The sequence below is a fragment of the Alterinioella sp. B-7 genome (assembly GCF_056857775.1).
Map to the genome: position 1 here is coordinate 60,512 of NZ_JBSXNT010000032.1, position 21,307 is coordinate 81,818.

The following is a 21,307-nucleotide window of genomic DNA, read 5'->3' on the forward strand; positions in this document are numbered from 1 at the left end:
CGCCCCCTTGCGCCCCGGCGCGATATGCCTAAAACGCAGAACAATTTGCGCGCGGGCCGCTCGCGCGTCCACCTGTCTGCCACCGGGGTGCCAAAATGCCGAAAAGAACCGATATCAACTCCATCATGATCATCGGCGCGGGGCCCATCGTCATCGGGCAGGCCTGCGAGTTCGACTATTCCGGCGCGCAAGCCTGCAAGGCCCTGCGCGAAGAAGGTTACCGGGTGATCCTGGTCAACTCCAACCCCGCCACGATCATGACCGATCCTGGCCTGGCCGACGCCACCTATATCGAGCCGATCACGCCCGAGATCGTGGCCAAGATCATCGAGAAGGAACGCCCCGACGCCCTCTTGCCGACCATGGGCGGGCAGACGGGCCTCAACACCAGCCTCGCGCTGGAGGAAATGGGCGTGCTGGAGAAATTCGGCGTCGAGATGATCGGGGCCAAGCGCGAGGCCATCGAAATGGCCGAGGATCGCAAGCTGTTCCGCGAGGCGATGGACCGGTTGGGGATCGAGAACCCAAAGGCCACCATCGTCACCGCCCCGAAAAAAGAGAGCGGCAAGCCCGACCTTCAGGCCGGCGTCGCCATCGCGCTGGAGGCGCTGGAGGAGATCGGCCTGCCCGCCATCATCCGCCCCGCCTACACGCTTGGCGGCACGGGGGGCGGTGTCGCCTATAACCGCGAGGACTATATCCATTACTGCCGCTCGGGCATGGATGCCTCGCCGGTCGGGCAGATCCTGATCGACGAAAGCCTTCTGGGCTGGAAGGAGTTCGAGATGGAGGTCGTGCGCGACAGCGCCGACAACGCCATCATCGTCTGCTCCATCGAGAACGTCGATCCGATGGGCGTGCATACCGGCGACAGCATCACCGTCGCCCCGGCCCTGACGCTGACCGACAAGGAATACCAGATCATGCGCACGCATAGCATCAACGTGCTGCGCGAGATCGGGGTGGAAACCGGCGGCTCCAATGTGCAATGGGCGGTGAACCCCGATGATGGCCGCATGGTCGTGATCGAGATGAACCCGCGCGTCAGCCGCTCCTCGGCGCTGGCCTCCAAGGCCACGGGCTTTCCCATCGCCAAGATCGCCGCGAAACTGGCCGTGGGCTACACGCTGGATGAGTTGGACAATGACATCACCAAGGTGACACCGGCCAGCTTCGAGCCGACCATCGACTATGTCGTGACCAAGATCCCGCGTTTCGCCTTCGAGAAGTTTCCGGGCAGCCAGCCCAACCTGACCACGGCGATGAAATCGGTGGGCGAGGCCATGGCCATCGGGCGCACGATCCACGAGAGCCTTCAAAAGGCGCTGGCCAGCATGGAGACGGGCCTGACCGGCTTTGACGAGATCGCCATTCCGGGCGCCCCCGACAAGGCCGCGATTTTCAAGGCGCTGTCCGACCAGACGCCGGACCGCATCCGTGTCATCGCGCAGGCCATGCGCGAGGGGCTCTCGGATGACGAGATCCACGCGATCACCTCGTTCGACCCGTGGTTCCTGGCTCGTATCCGCGAGATCGTCGAGACGGAAAACAACATCCGCCTCAATGGCTTGCCACAGGACGCTGACGGGCTGCGCGCGCTCAAGATGATGGGCTTCACCGATGCGCGCCTGGCCCGCCTGACCGACGCGAAGGAATCCGATATCCGCAATGCGCGCATCGCCCAGGGCGTCGTCGCGCAGTTCAAGCGCATCGACACCTGCGCGGCGGAGTTCGAAGCGCAGACGCCTTACATGTATTCAACATATGAACACAGCGTCATGGGTGAAGCGGAATGTGAAGCCCGCCCCACAGAGGCCAGAAAAGTCGTGATTTTGGGCGGTGGACCCAACCGGATCGGCCAAGGCATCGAATTTGACTATTGCTGCTGTCATGCCTGTTTCGCCCTGACCGACGCGGGCTATGAGACGATCATGATCAACTGCAACCCCGAGACGGTGAGCACCGATTACGACACCTCGGACCGCCTCTATTTCGAGCCGCTGACCTTCGAACATGTCATGGAGATCCTGCGGGTCGAGCTGCAAAGCGGCACCCTGCACGGCGTCATCGTCCAGTTCGGCGGCCAGACGCCCCTGAAGCTGGCCAACGCGCTGGAGGAGGCGGGCATCCCGATCCTCGGCACCACGCCCGACGCCATCGACCTGGCCGAGGACCGTGAGCGGTTCCAGGACCTGGTGAACCGCCTTGGCCTGAAACAGCCCGTCAACGCCATCGCCTCCAGCGACGCGGCGGCGCGCGAGGCGGCGGAAAACCTGGGCTATCCGCTGGTCATCCGGCCCTCCTACGTGCTTGGCGGCCGCGCGATGGAGATCGTGCGCGACACCGCCCACCTGGAACGCTACATCGCCGAGGCCGTGGTGGTTTCGGGCGACAGCCCGGTGCTGCTGGACAGCTACCTGGACGGGGCCGTCGAGGTCGATGTCGATGCGCTCTGCGATGGCGAAAACGTCCATGTCGCGGGCATCATGCAGCATATCGAGGAGGCGGGCGTGCATTCCGGGGACAGCGCCTGTTGCCTGCCGCCGCATTCGCTCAGCCCTGAAATCATCGAGGAATTGAACAAGCAGACGGTGGCGCTGGCCCGGGGCCTCAAGGTGGTCGGGCTGATGAACGTGCAATTCGCGGTCAAGGACGGTGAGGTCTACCTGATCGAGGTCAACCCCCGCGCCTCGCGCACCGTGCCCTTTGTCGCCAAGGCGACGGACTCCGCGATCGCCTCCATCGCCGCGCGGCTGATGGCGGGCGAGCCCCTGACCAATTTCACCCATCGCGGCAGCTATCCCTCGGACGCCAAGCCCGGCACCCTGCCCATGGCCGACCCGATGACGCTGGCCGACCCCGCGATGCCGTGGTTCAGCGTCAAGGAAGCGGTGCTGCCCTTCGCCCGCTTCCCCGGTGTCGATACGATCCTGGGGCCCGAAATGCGTTCCACCGGCGAGGTGATGGGGTGGGACGTGTCCTTCCCCCGCGCCTTCCTCAAGGCGCAGATGGGCGCGGGCACGGTCCTGCCGCAAAGTGGCCTGGTCTTCATCTCGATCAAGGATGCCGACAAGACCGCGCAGATGCTGGAGGCCGCGCAGATCCTGACCGATCTGGGGTTCGACCTGGTGGCCACGCGCGGCTCGGCGGCCTGGCTCAAGTCTCACGGGCTGACCTGCGACACGGTGAACAAGGTCTATGAGGGCCGCCCCGATATCGTCGACATGCTGAAGGACAACCGCATCGCGATGGTCCTGAACACGACCGAAGGCGCGCAAGCCGTTGAAGACAGCCGCGAAATCCGCTCGGTCGCGCTCTATGACAAGATCCCCTATTTTACCACGGCGGCCGGGTCACATTCCGCGGCACTGGCCATCCGTGCCGCGCGCGAGGGCGATATCGGCGTGCAAAGCCTGCAAGCGGTCCCCCCCGCCGCCTGAGCCGGGGGGGAAATCCGGCGTGGACAGATCGGGCCTGAATGGGGATGATCTGCAAAAAACAGGCAAGGGGCATGTCATGGGCGTTCAAGCTGAGGTCGATCCGGACAGCTATATCGTGGGTCTGGGGCACCCGAGATGCGGCACGCTTTTCAGCACCAACCTGATCCGGACATGCGGCCTCGATGTCGGGCATGAACGCAAGGGGGCCGACGGGCTGGTCTCCTGGACGCTGCTTGGCGAGCGTGAGAAAGTGCCCTGGGGCCACGGGCTGGGACCGCTGGCCCCGTTCAAACGCATCTTCTGCGCCGCGCGCTCACCCTTGGCGGCGATCCCCTCGATCGTGCCGGAAAACCGGCGCCCCCGGTCGATCAAGTATCGCAACCGGATCCTGTTGACGAAAAGCGGCAAGTATCTGCAATATGTGGATAATCCCGTCGCCCTGGCGCTGGAAAGCTACACCCGCTGGTTCGCGCTGGCGCTGAACCACAACCCCGGCGTCATCTTCCGCATCGACCGCCCCGAGGATGACGCGGCGCTGTCGGATTTCGTCGGCCAGCCCCTGAAGCGCGCCGCTGAGATCCACACCCATGCCCGCCCCAAGATCCGCTTTGACGCCTTCAGCCTCGAGATGCTGACCGATGTGCCGGTGGGGGTCATCACCCAGACCCTGACCATGGCCGAACGCCTCGGCTATCCCGAGGATGCCGAGACAATCCGCGAGATCTGCGGCATCTGACGCTCAGCGTCCCTTCCAGACCGGATCGCGTTTCTCGGCGAAGGCCCGCGCGCCTTCCGCCTGATCTTCGGAACGGTAGAGCCTTTCAACCGTCTCGAACTGGCTGCGCGTGATCCGGTTCATCGCGTCCTGGAATTTCATATCCTCGGCCTCGCGCACAATCTCCTTTATCGCGGCGTAGACAAGCGGCGGACCCGAAGCCAGCAGATCGGCCATTTCCCGTGCCTTTTCAAGCAGCTCCGCGCCGGGGTGAATGTGGTTGATCAGGCCCCAGCGATGCGCCTCCTCGGCGTCGATCCAGCGCCCCGTGAACAGCATCTCCATCGCGATGTGATAGGGAATGCGCTTGGGCAGCTTGACGCTAGCGGCATCCGCGACGGTGCCGGACCGGATCTCGGGCAGCGCGAATTGCGCGTGATCGGCGGCAAGGATGATGTCGGCCGACAGCGCCAGCTCCAGCCCGCCGCCACAGCAGATCCCGTTCACCGCCGCGATCACCGGCTTGTTCAGCCCGCGCAATTCCTGCAAGCCGCCAAAGCCGCCCTTGCCGTAGTCACCATCGACCGCATCGCCATCCGCCGCCGCCTTCAAGTCCCATCCGGGGCAGAAAAACCTCTCGCCCGCACCGGTGATGATGGCAACGCGCAGGTCGGGATCGTCGCGGAACTCGGTGAAGACATCACCCATGATCACGCTGGTCTTCAGGTCGATCGCATTGGCCTTGGGCCGGTCCAGCGTGACCTCGAGCACATGGCCGCGACGCTCTGTTTTTACCGGGTTTTCCGTCATCTAGTCCTCCTCTCCCCGGATCAGCGCATCGACGGCAATGGCCGCGTCCGCAGTGCAGATCAGGGGGTTGATTTCAATCTCCTCGACGCGGGCGCCGCGTGTCATGACGTAATCCTGCACCGCCAGCACCGCCTTGACCACCGCCTGCAGATCGACGGGCCGCGCACCTCGGTAACCTTTCAATAAGGCGGCGCATCCAAGCTGATCCAGGGCCATCTCGATCTCCGGCCCCTCCACCGGCAGCAGCAGGCTGATGCTGTCATTCATCAATTCGGTCCAGACGCCGCCCGCCGCCAGCGTCAGGACATAGCCATGGGCGGGGTCCAGAACCACACCGATCAGCAATTCGGCCAGGGTGCCGGTGATCATCTCCTCGACCAGGTAGGAGGGCGCAGCCATCTCCCGCGCGGCCTCGGCCACGGCGTCAGGATGGGTCAGAGCAAGCTTGACCGCGCCGCTTTCGGTCTTGTGGGCGATGCCTTCGCCCTTGAGCACCACGGGACACCCGATCCGCGCGGCGATACTGGCCGCATCCTTGGCCGTGCGCGCGCGGCCCGATGCGGGCACGCGCAGCCCATGCCTTGCCAGCGCCGCCTTTGCCTCGGCCTCGGTCCGCAGGACAGGACGAGTGACGGGCCGCGGCAGGAAAACGGGCGCTGCGGGTTGCGGCAATTCCCGCCCGGCAATTTCGATCGCCGTCAGCGCATCCGTCAGCCCGCAAAGCGGCGTCACCCCCTGCGCCACCATCTGCTTGCAGATCGCCTCCGGCAGGGTTTCCGGCAAGGTCGAGACCAGCGCCATGGGCACGCCCGAGGCCTCGCCCGCCGCCTTCACCGCGCGGCAGGTGGCCAGCCAGTCGTCATAGCTGCATTTGTCGGGGCGGGGAAAGTCCAGCACCAGGCAGCCAAGCGCCAGCGACGGGTCCATCATGGCGGTGAAGGCCACCGTTTGCGCCGCCTCATCGCCCCAGATATAAGTGTGGTAATCCAACGGGTTGGCCAGCGCGACCTTGGGGCCGAGGGCCGCGCGCAGGCCGGTTTTCTGCGCCTCAGACAGGGGCGGAAACTCCACCCCACGCCCCACCGCGCTATCGGCCATCAGGCTCGCCTCGCCACCCGAACAGGACAGCGACGCGATGCGATTGGACCTGAGCGGCCCCGCAACATGCAGCAGTTTCAACGCCTCCAGCATCCCGGTCAGCGAGTCGACCTGCCCGATCCCCAACCGCGCCAGGAACGCCCGACCGCCCGCATCGCTGCCTGTCAGCGAGGCGGTATGCGACACTGCCGCCGCGCGCGCCTGTTCCGAGGCCCCGGATTTCAGCGCCACGATCCGCTTGCCAAGCCCGCGCGCCGTCGCCGCCAGCGCCTCGAAGGCGCGCAGATCGCCGATCCCCTCGATATGCAGGCCAAGTGCCGTGACGCGCGGATCCGACAGCAGCGCCTCGCCGATCCCTGCCAGCCCGACCTGCGCCTGGTTGCCCACTGTCACCACATAGGCGATCGGCAGGCCGCGCGTCTGCATCGTCAGGTTGAGCGCGATGTTGGAGCTTTGCGTCACGATCGCGATGCCTGTCTCGACCCGCTCGCCGCCATGCTGGTCGGGCCAGAGCAGCGCGCCGTCGAGATAATTGATGAAGCCGTAGCAATTCGGCCCCAGGATCGGCATCTCGCCCGCCGCCTCCAGCAGCGCATCCTGCAGGTCGGCGCCATCCGTCAGCTCCTGCCGCGCCTCGGAAAACCCGGAGGCGAAACAGACCGCGCCGCCCGCGCCCATGCCCGACAGGATGCGCGCCGCCGCGACGGTGGCCTGCCGGTTGACGCCGATGAAACAGGCGTCGGGGGGGGCGGGCAGATCCTCCAACCGGGGAACCGTGGGCTGCCCGCCGACCGCGTCCTTGGTCGGATGGACCGGCCAGATCGGCCCGTCGAAGCCCATCTCGCGGCAGCGGCGCACGACGCTGTCGCACCACGCGCCGCCGCCGATCACGGCGATGGAACGGGGGCGGAAAAGCCGGGATATGTCACGCACCGAGCGGCCTCAGAAGATCGCGGCTGATGATATGGCGCTGGATCTCGCTGGTGCCGTCCCAGATCCGTTCCACCCGCGCATCGCGCCAGAACCGTTCGATGGGGAAATCGTCCATCAGCCCCATGCCGCCATAGATTTGCAGCGTCGCATCGGTGACACGGGCCAGCATTTCGGTGGCGTAGAGCTTGGCCGACGCGATCTCGCGATTCGCGGGCAGGCCCTGATCCAGCCGCCAGGCGGCGGCCAGCGTCAGGTAATCGGCGGCGTCGATCTCGGTGATCATGTCGGCCAACTGGAAACTGACGCCCTGGAACCTGCCGATGGGCTGGCCGAATTGCTTGCGTTCGGCGGCATAATTCAGCGCATAATCGAAGACCCGCCGCGCGCGCCCGACGCTGTTGGTCGCGACCGTGATCCGGGTGGCGTAAAGCCAGTCGTTCATCACCGCAAAGCCGCCATCGACCTCGCCCAGGACCTGGGCATCGGGCAGGCGGCAATCGTCAAACTCCAGAATCATGTTCTTGTAGCCGCGATGGCTGACCGAGCGGTATCCGTCGCGGATGGTGAAGCCCGGCGTGCCGCGGTCGACCAGGAAAGTGGTGATGCGTTTCTTGGGGCCGCGCGGGGTCTGATCCTCGCCGGTCGCGACGAAAACGATGACGAAATCGGCGTGATTCGCGCCCGAGATGAAATGCTTGGTGCCGTTCAGCACCCAGTCGCCGCCGTCACGCACGGCGCTGCATGTCATGCCGCGCACGTCCGATCCCGCCCCCGGTTCGGTCATCGCCAGCGCGTCCATCCTCTCGCCCCGGACGGCGGGCAAGAGGTAGCGCTCGCGCTGCTCGCCCTCGCAGGCCATCAGGATGTTCTGCGGCCGCCCGAAGAAATGCGTCAGCGCCATCGAGCCGCGGCCAAGCTCGCGTTCCACCAGGGTGAAATCGACATGGCCGAGCCCCGCGCCGCCGACGTCCTCGGGGAAGTTGCAGGCGTAGAAGCCGAGCTCGATCACCTTCTGCTTGAGGCGGTCTGCCAGCTCCGGCGGCACCTCGCCGGTGCGCTCCACCTCGGCCTCATGCGGGTAGATCTCGTTCTCGACAAAGCTGCGCACCGTCGAGACGATCATCTCCTGTTCATCACTCAGTCCAAAATTCATGGCGCGGATCCCCGGTCTGGTGTCCGGGACAGCCTGAGACCGCTTGCGCGGAGACGTCATGCAGGATTAGCTGCCTTTCATGCAGAGTTCGCAGAAATCCCCCGCGCAAATCGGCGTGCTGCTGTTCGAGCGGTTCTCGAACCATTGCCTGGCCAACGCGGTTGAGCCCCTGCGCGCGGCCAACACCCTGTCGCGCCGGAGGCTTTACGCGTGGCGGTTCCTGACGCCGGATGGCCGCCCGGTCACGTCATCGGGGGGGATGCCGGTTCTGCCCGAGATGCGGCTGGCCGATCATCCCGGCGGCGCCTGCCTCATGGTGCTGCCAAGCTACGGGTTTCGCGCCCTTCTGACCCCGGATCTGAGCCGGGGTTTGCGCGCGGCGGCGGGGCGGTTCGACATGGTGGCGGGGCTGGACACGGGCAGTTGGCTGATGGCGGCCTCAAACCTTCTGGACGGCTATCGTGCCACGATCCACCAGGACGAGTTTGACGCCTTTTCCGAGACGTTTCCGCAGCTTGATGCCGACAGCTCGCGCTTTGTCATCGACCGCGACCGGGCCAGTTGCGGCGGCGCGATGTCGGCTTTCGACCTGGTGCAGGAGATGATCGGGCGCGCCCATGGCCCTGCGCTTTGTGCCGAGATCGCAGCGCTTTTCATGCAGAGCGATGCGCCCCCGCGTTCCGGCATGCGGGCGGGCCTGGTCGATGCCGCGCTGGCGCTGATGCGGCGCAACCTGGAGCATCCGCTTGCCATCCCCGCCCTGGCCCGCGCGCTTGGCTGCACGCAACGCAAGCTGGAGACGCGGTTTCAGGCAAGGATGGGCGTGCCCCCGCGCCGGGCCTATCAGCGGTTGCGGCTGCTGGCGGCGCGACGGTTGGCGGGCGAAAGCCGCATCAGTGTGGCCGAGATCGCCCTGCGCGCGGGCTATGCCGATGCCAGCGCCATGACCCGCGCCTATCTGCGCGAATTCGGGGAGACCCCGCGCCAGACCCGCGCCGCGCGTCAGTTGGGCCGGACGGTGCCGGTCACGGGGGCCAGCAATTCATCGTCGAAATAGGTGTGCTGCGCGCGGCCGCGATTCTTCGAGGTATAGAGCGCGATATCGGCATCGTTCAGCATCCGGTCGGGGTCGGGCACCTCGTAGCGCGAGGCCAGGACCGACCCGGCGCTGGCCGAGATGCGGCATTGCTGACCGTCGAAGAGGGTCGGCTCCTCCAGCCGCCGGATCAGCCGGTCGGCGATGGACTGCAAAAGCTCAGCGTCGTCGCAATCGCGGAAGAGCAGCACGAATTCATCGCCGCCGACGCGCGCCACGATGTCGCCGGTGCGGATCTCGGCGCGCAGGATGTCGGCGACATGGGTCAACACATGGTCGCCCGCGGCATGGCCGAGCGTGTCATTGACCTCCTTGAAGAAATCGAGGTCGAGATGCATCAGCCCGAACCGCGCCATCGGGTCACCGGCCAGTTGGCGCAGCGTCGCATCCATGGCGCGGCGGTTGTGCAACCCGGTCAGGGCGTCGGTCAGGGCCTGTTCCTCGGCGCTTTCGCGGGCCTTTTGCAGCCGCGCGGTCAGGTTGCGCGATTCCTGGGCAATGACGGCATTGGCCTCGGCCAGGTAGAGCAGGTCGACGGTCTGGTCGCAGGGCGAGAAATCGTTCAGCGTCAGGTCGCAATCGGCCACGGCCTGCGCGAATGAAACGCCGAGCGAGAGCTTGATGAAACCGCCCTGCCCGCCCGGCATCGGCACCACGACGCCGCGAAACGGCAGGTCGGCACGGCGGAAAAGCGCCAGGCGCAGGCGCATCCCGGCCAGCGCCAGCACCCCCTCCACCGTCTGCGCGGCCTGCGGGCGGCGCAGGTCGATAATGTCAAAGAGGCGCTGGCCGACAAGCTGTTCCTCGCCCGCGATCTTGGCAAGTGTCGGGCCGACGCGGATTACCCGCTCATCGGCCCCGAACCACAGATGCATCGGCATCAGGGCATCGAGGGCCCCCCCCTCCAGCGCGAAATCCGGCGGTTTCCTCATGTCGCCGTCGCCCCAAGCGAGAAATGCCGCCCCGAGGCATGGGCCGTATCCAGCAACTCGATCCGTATCCGTTCGATCCCGCCGCCCGCGCCGTCAAACTCCAGGATCGCCAGCGCGCCGTAATCATCCGCCAGCGCCCGGAGCGCGCCGAGAAAGACGGCGCTGATGCCGGGAACCGGCCATTTCACCTCCAGCACGAAGGAATTGCGGTGCAGGTGGCAGATATGCAGATCCGGCAGCACCAGGTCAGGCACCGCGAGGCTGGCCCGCCCGGCCAGATCGTCCAGCGATTGCAGGAAATCGTAGAAGGTATCGCCGCCAAACCGCAGCAACCGGCGCAGCGGCTCCAGGTTGGGATGGGTCACCAGGTAGGTGCCGATATCCTCCAGCAGCGAGATCGCGTCCTTGTGCAGAACCGCCGCCGCCGCGCTGACGGTCTGTTCGGTCAGGCGGTCATCGTAATGCAGCATGGATTCGAACCCGTCAAAGGGCAGCGCCGCCTGGCTGCGCACCTCGTCCCACGTGTCCTTGCCATAGGTATCGGTCAGAAACCCCTGCAAGGCGCGATTCACCAGACCATGCATTCAAGGGCTCCCGCGTCTTATGTCGCCAATCTCATAGCGCGGCGCTGGTTAAGAAACCGTGAGCGGCGGGTCAGAAATCGGTCGGGGCACCGCCTTCGGATTTGCGCCTTGCGACGAAATCGGCCAGTTCCTCGCGGATCGCGTCCTCCATTGCGGGGGGCTCAAACTCTGCCAGGATGGCCTTGTAGAGGCGGTTCGCGCGCTGCGCGCTCCATTCGCCGCCCGCCAGTTCCCAGGCCTCGAAATTGCTCCAGTCGCTGGCAATCGGGGCGTAGAAGGCGTGCTGGTAGCGCTCCTGCGTGTGCTGCACGCCGAAGAAGTGCCCGCCGGGGCCGACCGCGCGGATGGCGTCAAAGGCCAGGTCATCCTCGCCGGTGGACCACAGGACAGGGTCGAAATAGCGCTGGATCATCTGCAAGACTTCGCAATCCATGACGAATTTCTCAGGCGACGCGATCAGCCCGCCCTCCAGCCAGCCCGCCGCATGGTAGATCATGTTGCCGCCCGCCTGCACCGCCGACCAGAGCGAATTGCAGGTCTCCCACATCGCCTGCCCGTCAGGCACATTGGCCGCGCAGACGCCGCTGGCGCGCATCGGCAGCCCGTAGAACCGCGCCATCTGGCCGGTCATCTGGGTGGCGCGCATGTATTCCGGGGTGCCGAAGGCGGGCGCGCCCGATTTCATGTCGACATTCGAGGTGAAGGTGCCGATCGCAACGGGGCAGCCCGGCGAGATGAATTGCAACAGCGCCAGGGCGGCCAGCCCTTCGGCCAGGCTGAGCGTCACCGCGCCCGACATCGTCACCGGGGCCATGGCACCGGCCAGCGTGAAGGGTGTCACCACCACGCCTTGCCGCGCGCGGGCCAGGATCATCGCGCCCTCCAGCATCGGGAAATCATGCTGCAACGGCGAGACCGAGTTGATGTTGGTATACATGCGCGGGGTGGCCTCGAACTGCTCGCGCGTCAGACCGCCCGCGATGCGCACCATCTCCATCACATCTTCGACCCGTTCGCGGCCCAGGGAATAGGCATGCGCCACCTTGTCGGTCAGCGTCAGCTTTTCATAAAGGCAATCGAGATGGCGCACCGAGGCGTGAATATCGGTCGGTTCCGGCGCGTAGCCGCCCGCGAAATGGATGCAGTTGAAATACTGCGTCAGCTTGAGGAATTCCTTGTAGGTCTCGAAATCGCCGGTGCGCTTGCCGCGATCCAGATCCCAGGCATTGGGCGGCGAGGAGACATTGCCGAACACCATATGCTTGCCGCCGATGGTGATCTGGCGGTCGGGGTTGCGCGGGGTGATGGTAAATTCGCTCGGGGCCTTCGCGATCATCTCCATCACGAAGGACTCGTCCATGCGCACGTTGGTGCCGCTGACCTTGCAACCCGCGCGGGCGAGGTGGTCGCGCGCCTCCTCGTTGAGAAACTCGATCCCGATCTCCGACAGGATGCGCATGGCGCCCTTGTGGATGGCCTCGACGCCCTCGGGGGGCAGCGGTTCGGTGGGGCGGTCGGGGTTGACGGGCACGCGCCAGGGCATCTGGTCGACAACGGCGGTGCCCGCCCGCTCGGCGTTGCCTCTGCGCCCGCCCGCGCGGCGGCGGCGGGGGGCGGCGGCGGCGGTTTCGGCGGCCGCGGCGGCGACCGAGGTGGCATCAGGCATGGCGGGTCTCCCGGTGTGACATGCCCCGACTGTGCCGGTGGAGACGTCCCGGAAGTTTGCCCTTAGCGACGGATTTTCAGCCTGTTTGCGGCGCTTCGCCTTCCATTTCCGTCCTGGAGGGGATCGCGCCCCGCGCCAGCAACCCCGGCAGCACGCCGATATCGGGGATCACCAGGTCGGCATGGGGGGCCAGCACCGCGTCGTCCGCCATGCCGGTCAGAACGGCCACCACGACCATACCCGCCGCGCGGCCCGCGTGCAGGTCATGCAGGCTGTCTCCGATCATCAGGACCTCGCCGGGGACAAGGCCGAAGCGCTCGGCGAAGGCGCGGCACATGCCGGGGCCGGGTTTCGCGCCATGGCCGCTGTCGAAACCCACGACCGAATCGAACAGGTCGAGGATGCCCGTGGCGGTCAGATGCGCGCGCGCGGAGCCTTCGGTGTCGTTGGTGGCGACGCCCAGTTTCAGCCCCATCGCCTGCAACCGGGCCAACAGGGCGCGCAGCGGCACCGCCTCGACCATCGGCGCGGCGGCGGCGGCGCGGGCCAGACGCGGGCGCAGCTCGTGGTCCGTCATGCCGGGAAGGCCGGGCAGCAGCGCGGCGCAGATGTCGTCATCGGTGCCCGCGATGACGCAGCTGTCGGGGGCAAAGCGCGAGTCTTCGGTGTCGAAGCCGATCCGTTGTCCGAGGCTGCGCGCACGGGTCGCGTCGCCCTCGGCCAGATCCAGCAACATCGCGCCCGCGAAACCGGACCAGCTGCGCTCGAAATCGTAAAGCGTGCCGTCCTTGTCGAAAAGGATGCCCGTGATCATCTGCCTCGCCTCCTGTTATTGACCGCAGAGTGGCACGGGTCGGCGGGGGCTGTCATCCCGCGGATCATGTCGCCCGGAATTTCATCAAATGCGGCATAATTCATCAATCATTGTTGATCGGCGAAGAACCGCCAACTGCTCAGGTCCAGCTTGTCTCGGCCCCGCCGGGCAGCGATTGGCGGGCCTCCAGCAAGGTCTCGTAGGGCAGGCCCAAGGCATCGCAGCAGGCCATGACCCAGGCATCGTCCATCATCAGAAAATCCAGCAAAGACAGCTGCATGGCGGTCTCGCCCGCCTGCGCCCGCAGGTCTGCCAGACTGGCCCCGGTGGCGCCCAGGAAGACCGGCAGCAACTCGTCATTGCCAACCAGCCAGGCCATCGCGTTCAGGGCTGTTTCCTCGGCGCGAACCACGTTCATGTGACTGTCCTCATCTCTGCGTTAAAGGCTTTATTAACCTTTCGGGAGCATGGATGAACAAAGCCCAGAGATAAACCAGCGGCGGAGCATTCGATGACAGGGCGCATTCTCGTTGTGGACGACGTTGCCACCAATCGCATCGTCATGAAGGTCAAGCTCGCGGCGGCCTGCTATTCAGTGTTGCAGGCCGATTGCGGGGCGGCGGCGCTGCGCATCGCGAAATCCGAGCAGCCGGACCTGATCTTGCTGGATGTGCTGATGCCCGACATGAGCGGTGTCGCGGTCTGCGAACAGCTCAAGGCCGATCCCGCCACCGCCGATATTCCCGTCATCCTGATCACCGCGCTGGCCGATCAGGACAGCAAGATGCAAGGGCTGCAACGCGGCGCGGATGATTACCTGACCAAGCCGGTCGATGAGGTCACGCTGCTGGCGCGGGTGCGGTCGCTCCTGCGCGCGCATGAGATCCAGCGCGAGCTGCGCCTGCGCGAGGAAAGCTGCGCGGGCTTCGGCTTTGCGGAACCTGCCGCCGGGTTCTCGCCCGCGGGCAAGGTCGCGCTGGTCGCCCCCGATGCCGCCACCGGCGTCACCTGGAAACGCGCGCTGGAGGCGCAGGGCACCGCCGCCTTGCAGGTCTTGCCGCGCGAACAGGCGCTGTCGGGCACGGGGATGGAGGCGGTGCCGGATGTCTTCGTGATCTCGGCCGACCTGGGCACGCGCAACGAAGGGTTGCGGCTGCTGTCCGATTTGCGTTCGCGCCCCGCCTCGCGCCATTCGGCGGTGGTGATGATCCTGCCCAAGGGCGATATCGAACGCGGCGCGGTGGCGCTGGACCTGGGCGCGGGCGACATCCTCTACGATCCGTTCGACCCGGCGGAACTGTCGGTGCGCATCAAGACGCAACTTCGGCGCAAGCGGCAATCCGACCGGCTGCGCGCCACGGTCGAGGCCGGGCTGGAACTGGCCGTGACCGACAGCCTGACCGGGCTGCACAACCGGCGCTACGCGCTGAACCAGCTTGGCCGCCTGCTGGCCGCGCCCGGACAGGGCCTGGCGGTGATGATGCTGGACCTGGATCACTTCAAGCTGGTCAATGACCAATTCGGCCATGCCGCCGGCGACCGGGTGCTGGCCACCATCGCCAAGCGCCTGCGCAGCCAATTGCGCGGCCAGGATCTGGTGGCCCGCCTGGGGGGCGAGGAATTCCTCGTCGCCATGCCCGACACCGATCCCGACCACGCCCTGCATTGCGCCGAGCGTTTGCGCCGGGCCATCGGCGGGCAGCCGATCTCGCTGCCCGGCATTGCCCAACCGATCAATGTGACGGTCAGCGTCGGCATCGCGCTTGGCCAGCCCGGACAGGACCAGGCCGACGCGCTGATCGCGCGGGCCGACCGGGCGCTCTACGATTCGAAATCGGAGGGCCGCAACCTGGTGACGGTGTCAGCCTCGGCCTCGGCGGCCTGACCCCGCCACGGCAGACAGGAAAAAAGGGGGCGCGAAAGCCGCGCCCCTTCCCAATGTCTTCAACGATCCCGCCGGTCAGCTTGCCGGTGCGATCGACAGGCCCTGCATCATCATGTCGGTGCCTGTCTCGACCGCGGTGATGGTCACCATGTCGCCAACCGCGAAGTTCCGCAGGCGATCATTCATCTCGGTCGGGAAGACGTAGGTGTTGCCATCATCCAGCGTCACCGAGAACTCGCCCTCGTCCATCGCGGCCACCGTGCCGGTCACTTGCGTGGAGACAGCGGATGCAATCGACAGGCCGACCATTCCGTCGCCTTCCATCGCGGCGGTGATTTCGACCGAGTCGCCGACGGTGAAGCCGGAGATGTCGGGTGCCTCGGCACCGTCGCGGTCGGGGAAGCTGAACATCCGGCCATCGGCCAATGTCACGGTCCGGCCCGCGGTGTCGATGTCTGCGATCACACCCATTTCACTGACGGCGGCGCTGCCACCGATAGAGCGTGCAACGCGGCGGTCGCCCTGCATGGTCCAGTTGACCATGACCATGTCACCGACGGAATAGCCCGCCAGCAAGGGGCCGCCATCATTGTCGCTTGCGGAATCGGCAAAGACATACTCGTTGCCGTCATTGAGGGTCACGGCGTTGCCAGCCGGGTCGATGGACACGATGGTGCCCAGGGTTTCTTCGGCCAGCGCTGCGCCGCCGAAAATGAGCGAGCTCATCAGTGTGGCGGATAGAAGTTGCTTACGCATGATAGAAATCCTTTCTCTCTCGTTCGCCTTCGTATGGCGGCACAACGACGCCCCATCCGGAGATGTTCCAAGAGAACCGGAAATTTTTGTGCGCGGATACCCCGGCAGGTGGCCGAGCGCCTTGCCATAAAGGCGCTCGGGCCAAGAGATCACGTAAGCGTGAACCTCGTGGCGCGCCCGCCCCGAGCGAGGAGGCGATAGGCGCAGGACATGCCCCGCCCCCGGTTCAGCGCCCCCGGCCCTGACGCGCCAGCATGTGTTGCAGGCTGTCGGCGAATACCGCGCGGTCCTCGGCGGGCATGGTTTCAAGATAATCCAGCAATGCGCCGTAGCCGCGATCCTGAAGCCCGGAGACGATGGCGCGCTGACGCTCCAGCGCGGCCTCGGCCTCGGCGCGGTCGAACGGATCGGCGCGCACCGCCTCGGCAAAGTCGCGGGCGGCCTCGACAAGACGCTGGCGTTCGGCCCGCATCGCGGCGCGGTCGGCCCCGGCGGCGGAGATCACGGCAGCCCGGTCGCGCCGATCCAGCGCGGTGGCCAGCGGGCCGAGCCCCAGGATGCGCGCGGCCTCGGCCCGGTCGCGCATACCGCCCTCGGGCCGCCCGCCCAGGAACGCGCCGCCCACGGCCCCCGCAATCAGCAGGTTGATCGCGAGGCTCATCGCCAGCACGATCTTGACACCGCGCGGGGTGCGGGGCGGGCGGGGCCGTGTCTCAGGCGTATTCATGTCTCAGCCATCCTCCAGGTCCAGAAGCGCGCCCCATCCGGACACGAGCTCATCGCTTGCGATCACGCCGTAATCGGTCAGGGCTCCGTCCAGAAGCGCATCGACGCTATCAGGCGCATAAACCCCGACCATCAGCCCGGTCGCGGTGGCCGCAACCAGGCCGCCCGCACCGCGCCAGCCGCCGATCCCCGACAGCCACGCGCCCCACCCGCGCCGGGAGGCGGGGGCCGGGGCCTGCAAATCCTCCTGCACGGTGGCGGCATCGGCCAGCACCCGCGCGATCAGCGCATCCGAGGGGGCCTCGGCATCGCGGGCAGAGGCCAGCAGATCGTCAAGATCATCGCGTTTGTCACCCATAACCCAAGGCCTCCTTCTGCCCTGCCAGTGCCGCCGCAAGCGCACGTTTGCCGCGCGCGGTCAGGCTTTCAACGGCCTCGACGCTGATCTCCAGCACCTCGGCAATCTCGGAGTTCGAGACCCCTTCAATATGGCGCAGCACCACGGCCTGTCGCTGCCTCTCGGGCAGGCGGGCCAGTGCTGCATCAAGGGCCGCCATCCGGTCGGCCCGGATCAACCGGTCATCGGCGGCCAGCGCATCCTCATCCGCCGGCTCATCCGTGTCGTCCAGCCCCACGGCGCGGCCCGTGCGGCGCAGCCGGTCAATGGCCAGGTTCGCCGTCACCCGGTAGAGCCAGGTCGAGACCTTGGCCCCGCCCGCCTGCCAGTCGCCCGCCGCGCGCCAGAGCCGCAGCATCGCCTCCTGCGCGACATCCTCGGCATCCGTCCGGTTGCCCAGGACCCGCGCCGCATGGTTCAGGACGCGCGGCAGAAGACGGGCCGTCAGGATCCGCGCGGCCCCGGCCTCGCCTTGTGCGAAGAGCAGCATCAGCGCATCATCCTGCAGCTCGTCCAACTGGGCATCCAAGGGCTCCATTCTCCTGTTCTAAAGCACTTTGCGTTTGATTTGAATCGAAAGACGCTGCCTCTGCCTGCGGTCGAACGCGCCTTTCGATACTGTCTGGAGCAGATAGAACGCAAAGTGCTGTCGCCATCAGCGGCCCGGCTGCACGGGGCGGCGCGCGGGGGCCATGGCGCCGCCCCGTGCAAGGGGGGTTATCCGTTCGACCGGTGCCCCCAACCGCGATGCTGGCCCTGCCCGTGACGGCGGCCCATGCCAAGCGCCGTTTCCTCGAACTCGGCTTCGCTGACCACGCCATCCCCATCGGCGTCGATCCGCGAGAACATGCGTTCGGGATCGCCACCGCGCGGGCGCATGTCGTCCAGCTCATTGGCGCTCAGCATCCCGTCCTCGTTGTCGTCGAACCGGGCCATCTGCCGGTCGATCATCTGGGCGGCGCGATCCGTGGCGCGGGCGATAAGCTCATCCCGGCTGAGCGCGCCGTCGCCATCGGTATCGGCCTCGGCCATCCGCGTCTCATGCGCCGATTGCAGCTCCTCCAGGGTCAGGCTGCCATCGCCGTTCGCATCCAGGTCCGAGAAGGCGGGGCGGCCCTGACCGCCGGGGCCCATGGCGTTGGCGGGGAGGGTGGCGGCAAATCCGACGGGGATCAGCAGGCCAAGCAACAGGGCGGTTTTCATCGACATTTAAGAACTCCTTATCTTGACTGTCTGAGGGTTCCACGGGCCCCGCAGGACATTCCGTCGCAAATCATGCAAAGTAATTTCGTTCCGGGGCCGCAATGCCCTATATCCCGAGGGGCACCCCGCCCCGACACGCAGGACCGCCGCCCATGCACCCCGCCTCGACCCCGATCGCCGCCGAGCGGCCCTTCTGGCCCGCCGTCCGGCGCGGATGGCGCAAGCGTTGCCCGAACTGCGGCGAGGGGCGCATCCTGCGCAGCTACCTGAAACTGCACGCCACCTGTCCCCATTGCGGCGAGGATATCAGCCATGCCCGCGTCGATGACGGTCCGGCCTATGTCGCGATCCTTGTCACCGGCCATGTCATGCTGGCCGCGATGCTGCATGTCTATATCGCCTATCGCCCCGGCCCCTGGGTCATGGTGACCGTGTTCTCGCTTGGCTCGGTCCTGCTGGCGCTTTACATGTTGCCCCGGTTGAAAGGCGCGTTCGTGGGGGTGCAATGGGCCAAGAGGATGCACGGATTCTAGACAAGAGCGCCATTCGCAACGCCGCGACGATCATCATGCTGCGCGACGCGGGAACCCGCCCGCGCGTGCTGATGGGGCAGCGCGGCAAGGCGGCGGCCTTCATGCCGTCCAAGTTCGTCTTCCCCGGCGGCGCGGTCGATGCGGTCGATGCCCGGATCCCGCTGGCTTGCGCCCCGACGCCCGACTGCGCCACCCGGCTTGCCAATCAATCCGACCTGCCCGCCGCCGCCCTTCTGGCCGCCGCCACGCGCGAGCTGTGGGAGGAGACCGGGCTGCTTCTGGGCGCGCCCGATCCGCGTGCGGAAACCATCGCGGCCCCGCAGGGCTGGCGCGGGTATCTCGCCACCGGCCACCTGCCCGATGGCGACGCGCTCCGGTTCGTCTTTCGCGCGATCACGCCGCCGGGCCGCCCGCGCCGCTTCGATGCGCGGTTTTTCATGGCCGATGCGGAGCGGCTGGCAAATGACCCGGACGATTTCTCCAGCGCCGAGGATGAGTTGAGCCACCTGCAATGGGTGCCACTGGACGAGGCGCGCGGCTTTGACATGCCCTTCATCACCGAGGTCGTGCTGGCCGAGATCGGCGCGATCCTGAAAGGCGAGGCGCAACCCGGCGTGCCGTTCTTCAACAACACGGGCGAGATCAGCCGGTTCGAGCGGCTCTGAGCGATTTCGAAATCGCTCACGAGGCTTTTCGAAAAGCCTCGGCTTAGCGCAGGAACAAAGCCTCGCCCAATGCGATCCACAGCGGCATGGTCAGGAACGACACCAGCGTCTGCACCGTGATCATCGCCGCCATCAGCGGCGCATCGCCCCCCAACTGACGCGCCAGCGTATAGGCCGCCACCCCCGTCGGCAGCGCGCCGTAGATCAGCGCCACCTGCGCCTGCATCGGCGTGAGGCCGACCGCCAGCGCCAGCCCCGCCACCACCGCCGGGAACAGCAAGAGCTTGCCGATCCCCGAGGCCAGGATCGGACCCGCCTCCGCCGTCAGCCCGCGCAGTTTCAGGTTCGCGCCGACGCAAAGCAGCATGATCGGCAGCGCCGCCGCCCCCAGTATGGTGAGGCTTTCATGCAGCACCGGCAATTCGCCGAAACCGGCGATGTTCCACGCAAGCCCCGCCAGGATCGACAGGATCAACGGGTTCGTCGCCAGCCCCTTCAGCGCCGAGACCACAGGCCGCGCGCCGTCTTGCGGCACCATGACGGCGAACAGGCTGACCACGCTCAGGTTCACCACCGGAACCAGAAGCGAGGCCGCCAGCACCGCGATCTGCAACCCTTGCGTCCCGTAAAGCGCCTCGGCCACGGCCAGCGCGATGAATGTGTTGAAGCGCCCCGCCCCCTGCATGACAGAACTGCCCGCGGCCCCATCCATGCGCATCAATCGCCCCGACAGCACCCCGAAGGCCAGCGCCGTGAAGAACCCGGCATAAAGCACCGCCGCCATCCAGCCCAGGCCCCCTCCGCTCAGGTCGGCGGTCGAGACGCGGACGAAGAACAGCGCCGGCATCAGCAGGAAATAGACCAGCCGGTCGTTGAGGTTCCAGAATTCCGTCGACGGAATTCCGCCCCGCCGCAAGGCATAGCCAAGACAGATCAGCACGAAGACCGGCGCGATGGAGATCAGGATATTCACAGCAGCGTCCCCGCGATGATGATCCCCAGGCTGACGAGGATCAGGGCGATGCCCGCGATCTCCTTGCCCGACGATCTTTCCTTGAGCCAGAAGATCGAGAAGAGGAAGGTAAAGACCAGTTCCACCTGCCCCACCGCCTTGACCAGCGCCGCGGTTTGCAGCGTGAAGGCGATGAACCAGCCGAGCGAGCCCGCCATCGAGGTGAGCCCCACCAATGCCGAGACACGCCAGGACGCGACGACCTTGCCGATCTCCTCGCGCTCACGCAGGAACAGCCAGAGCCCGAGGATCAGCGTCTGCACCGCCGTCGCCGCCGACAGCGTGAAGCTTGCCCGCAGCATCACGTCGCCCGCCTCCAGCGCCAGGGATGCGCCGCGATAACCCACGGCGGAGATACCGAAGAGGACGCCCGAGGCGAGGCCATAGCCCGAGGCCGCGTTGAAGATCCGGGCCCGCCAGCGCAGCGGCACCGCGCCCTTGGGTGGGTCCGACAGCAGCAGCACACCCACGAACCCCACGACGATGGCCACCAGGACGGAGGCTGAGACCGCCTCGCCCAGGATCAGCAGCCCGAACCCGGCGGTCAGGATCACCTCGGTTTTCTTCAGCGTGATGCCGACGGTGAAGTTGCGCCGCGCAAACAGCGCCACGACACAGGCGGTGGCCAGCATCTGTGCCAGCCCGCCGGTCACCACGAAACCCCAGAACCGCGCATTTGTGCCGGGCCAGCCCTGCCCGCTGGCCCCCGCATAGACCAGCACCAGAACCGCCACCAGCGGCGCCGAATAAAGGAACCGCGCCCATGTCGCGCCGCCCGTCGAGAGTGTCGTGACCTTCAGATGCCGCTGCAGCAGAAACCGCAGGTTCTGCATGAAGGCGGCAAAGATTGAGGCGACGATCCAGACGGGCATGGCGCTACATCGCGCCG

21 protein-coding genes are annotated in these 21,307 nt (G+C 66.6%); 6 read left to right on the forward strand and 15 right to left on the reverse strand.

The window, feature by feature from the left end; translation table 11 throughout:
* Window positions 1-95 precede the first annotated feature (95 nt).
* Both carB and AC13C7_RS10010 read left to right on the forward strand, forming a co-directional pair.
* Window positions 96-3,440: a carbamoyl-phosphate synthase large subunit gene (carB, locus tag AC13C7_RS10005; RefSeq protein ID WP_172317130.1), complete on the forward strand. Its 3,345-nt coding sequence runs from the start codon at window positions 96-98 to the stop codon at window positions 3,438-3,440.
* Window positions 3,441-3,516: 76 nt separating this feature from the next.
* Window positions 3,517-4,176 (forward strand): hypothetical protein, encoded by a 660-nt coding sequence (locus tag AC13C7_RS10010; RefSeq protein ID WP_172317128.1) that lies wholly within the window; start codon window positions 3,517-3,519, stop codon window positions 4,174-4,176.
* Window positions 4,177-4,179: 3 nt separating this feature from the next.
* On the opposite strand, the gene AC13C7_RS10015 is transcribed toward AC13C7_RS10010, so the two are convergent.
* The 3 genes from AC13C7_RS10015 to AC13C7_RS10025 are packed head-to-tail and all read right to left on the reverse strand — an operon-like array spanning window position 4,180 to window position 8,149.
* Complete coding sequence (locus AC13C7_RS10015) at window positions 4,180-4,965, reverse strand: carnitinyl-CoA dehydratase (protein ID WP_482867378.1); 786 nt, start codon at window positions 4,963-4,965, stop codon at window positions 4,180-4,182.
* Entirely contained in the window at window positions 4,966-6,996 is a 2,031-nt protein-coding gene (locus tag AC13C7_RS10020; protein ID WP_482867379.1) for an acetate--CoA ligase family protein, read from the reverse strand. It lies immediately after the preceding gene.
* Window positions 6,989-8,149, reverse strand: coding sequence for an acyl-CoA dehydrogenase family protein (locus AC13C7_RS10025; RefSeq protein ID WP_172317122.1), 1,161 nt, complete (start codon window positions 8,147-8,149; stop codon window positions 6,989-6,991). Before AC13C7_RS10025 ends, AC13C7_RS10020 begins: the two co-directional genes overlap by 8 nt.
* Before the next feature lie 79 nt (window positions 8,150-8,228).
* Between AC13C7_RS10025 and AC13C7_RS10030 the strand changes: the two genes are divergently transcribed.
* Window positions 8,229-9,206 (forward strand): GlxA family transcriptional regulator, encoded by a 978-nt coding sequence (locus AC13C7_RS10030; RefSeq protein WP_446117925.1) that lies wholly within the window; start codon window positions 8,229-8,231, stop codon window positions 9,204-9,206.
* Here AC13C7_RS10030 and AC13C7_RS10035 read toward each other — a convergent pair.
* From AC13C7_RS10035 to AC13C7_RS10055, 5 genes are all read right to left on the reverse strand, one after another.
* The gene (locus AC13C7_RS10035) at window positions 9,152-10,177 is read right to left on the reverse strand and encodes a diguanylate cyclase domain-containing protein (protein ID WP_482867380.1); all 1,026 of its coding nucleotides are present in this window, start codon (window positions 10,175-10,177) and stop codon (window positions 9,152-9,154) included. The genes AC13C7_RS10030 and AC13C7_RS10035 overlap by 55 nt on opposite strands.
* Window positions 10,174-10,761, reverse strand: coding sequence for a heme NO-binding domain-containing protein (locus AC13C7_RS10040; protein WP_482867381.1), 588 nt, complete (start codon window positions 10,759-10,761; stop codon window positions 10,174-10,176). The genes AC13C7_RS10035 and AC13C7_RS10040 overlap by 4 nt, the downstream gene beginning before the upstream one ends.
* A gap of 70 nt (window positions 10,762-10,831) precedes the next feature.
* Complete coding sequence (locus tag AC13C7_RS10045; protein WP_482867382.1) at window positions 10,832-12,427, reverse strand: trimethylamine methyltransferase family protein; 1,596 nt, start codon at window positions 12,425-12,427, stop codon at window positions 10,832-10,834.
* A 76-nt stretch (window positions 12,428-12,503) separates the two neighbouring features.
* The gene (locus AC13C7_RS10050; RefSeq protein ID WP_172317112.1) at window positions 12,504-13,241 is read right to left on the reverse strand and encodes an HAD family hydrolase; all 738 of its coding nucleotides are present in this window, start codon (window positions 13,239-13,241) and stop codon (window positions 12,504-12,506) included.
* A gap of 139 nt (window positions 13,242-13,380) precedes the next feature.
* Complete coding sequence (locus AC13C7_RS10055) at window positions 13,381-13,659, reverse strand: DUF3572 domain-containing protein (protein ID WP_172317110.1); 279 nt, start codon at window positions 13,657-13,659, stop codon at window positions 13,381-13,383.
* Window positions 13,660-13,752: 93 nt separating this feature from the next.
* Between AC13C7_RS10055 and AC13C7_RS10060 the strand changes: the two genes are divergently transcribed.
* The gene (locus AC13C7_RS10060; RefSeq protein ID WP_172317108.1) at window positions 13,753-15,126 is read left to right on the forward strand and encodes a diguanylate cyclase; all 1,374 of its coding nucleotides are present in this window, start codon (window positions 13,753-13,755) and stop codon (window positions 15,124-15,126) included.
* A 75-nt stretch (window positions 15,127-15,201) separates the two neighbouring features.
* On the opposite strand, the gene AC13C7_RS10065 is transcribed toward AC13C7_RS10060, so the two are convergent.
* The 5 genes from AC13C7_RS10065 to AC13C7_RS10085 form a co-directional block, all read right to left on the reverse strand.
* A complete protein-coding gene (locus AC13C7_RS10065; protein ID WP_172317106.1) occupies window positions 15,202-15,882 on the reverse strand; it encodes a DUF1344 domain-containing protein in 681 nt (226 codons plus the stop codon).
* Window positions 15,883-16,108: 226 nt separating this feature from the next.
* Entirely contained in the window at window positions 16,109-16,609 is a 501-nt protein-coding gene (locus tag AC13C7_RS10070) for a periplasmic heavy metal sensor (protein ID WP_482867383.1), read from the reverse strand.
* A gap of 3 nt (window positions 16,610-16,612) precedes the next feature.
* Window positions 16,613-16,966 (reverse strand): hypothetical protein, encoded by a 354-nt coding sequence (locus AC13C7_RS10075; RefSeq protein WP_172317102.1) that lies wholly within the window; start codon window positions 16,964-16,966, stop codon window positions 16,613-16,615.
* Window positions 16,959-17,543, reverse strand: coding sequence for an RNA polymerase sigma factor (locus AC13C7_RS10080; RefSeq protein ID WP_482867384.1), 585 nt, complete (start codon window positions 17,541-17,543; stop codon window positions 16,959-16,961). The genes AC13C7_RS10075 and AC13C7_RS10080 overlap by 8 nt, the downstream gene beginning before the upstream one ends.
* Window positions 17,544-17,722: 179 nt before the next feature.
* Window positions 17,723-18,214, reverse strand: coding sequence for an EF-hand domain-containing protein (locus AC13C7_RS10085; RefSeq protein ID WP_482867385.1), 492 nt, complete (start codon window positions 18,212-18,214; stop codon window positions 17,723-17,725).
* Window positions 18,215-18,360: 146 nt separating this feature from the next.
* Here AC13C7_RS10085 and AC13C7_RS10090 point away from each other — a divergent pair, with 146 nt between their 5' ends.
* Window positions 18,361-18,741, forward strand: a complete 381-nt coding sequence (locus AC13C7_RS10090; RefSeq protein ID WP_172317096.1) for a DUF983 domain-containing protein — start codon at window positions 18,361-18,363, stop codon at window positions 18,739-18,741.
* Window positions 18,714-19,406 (forward strand): NUDIX hydrolase, encoded by a 693-nt coding sequence (locus AC13C7_RS10095; protein WP_172317094.1) that lies wholly within the window; start codon window positions 18,714-18,716, stop codon window positions 19,404-19,406. Before AC13C7_RS10090 ends, AC13C7_RS10095 begins: the two co-directional genes overlap by 28 nt.
* Before the next feature lie 43 nt (window positions 19,407-19,449).
* Here AC13C7_RS10095 and AC13C7_RS10100 read toward each other — a convergent pair whose 3' ends face one another.
* Together AC13C7_RS10100 and AC13C7_RS10105 are read right to left on the reverse strand one after the other, a co-directional pair.
* Window positions 19,450-20,379 carry an AEC family transporter gene (locus AC13C7_RS10100; protein ID WP_482867386.1) on the reverse strand — a complete coding sequence of 310 codons (930 nt, stop codon included), beginning with the start codon at window positions 20,377-20,379 and terminating at the stop codon, window positions 19,450-19,452.
* Entirely contained in the window at window positions 20,376-21,290 is a 915-nt protein-coding gene (locus AC13C7_RS10105; RefSeq protein ID WP_482867387.1) for an EamA family transporter, read from the reverse strand. Before AC13C7_RS10105 ends, AC13C7_RS10100 begins: the two co-directional genes overlap by 4 nt.
* Window positions 21,291-21,307: the final 17 nt, after the last annotated feature.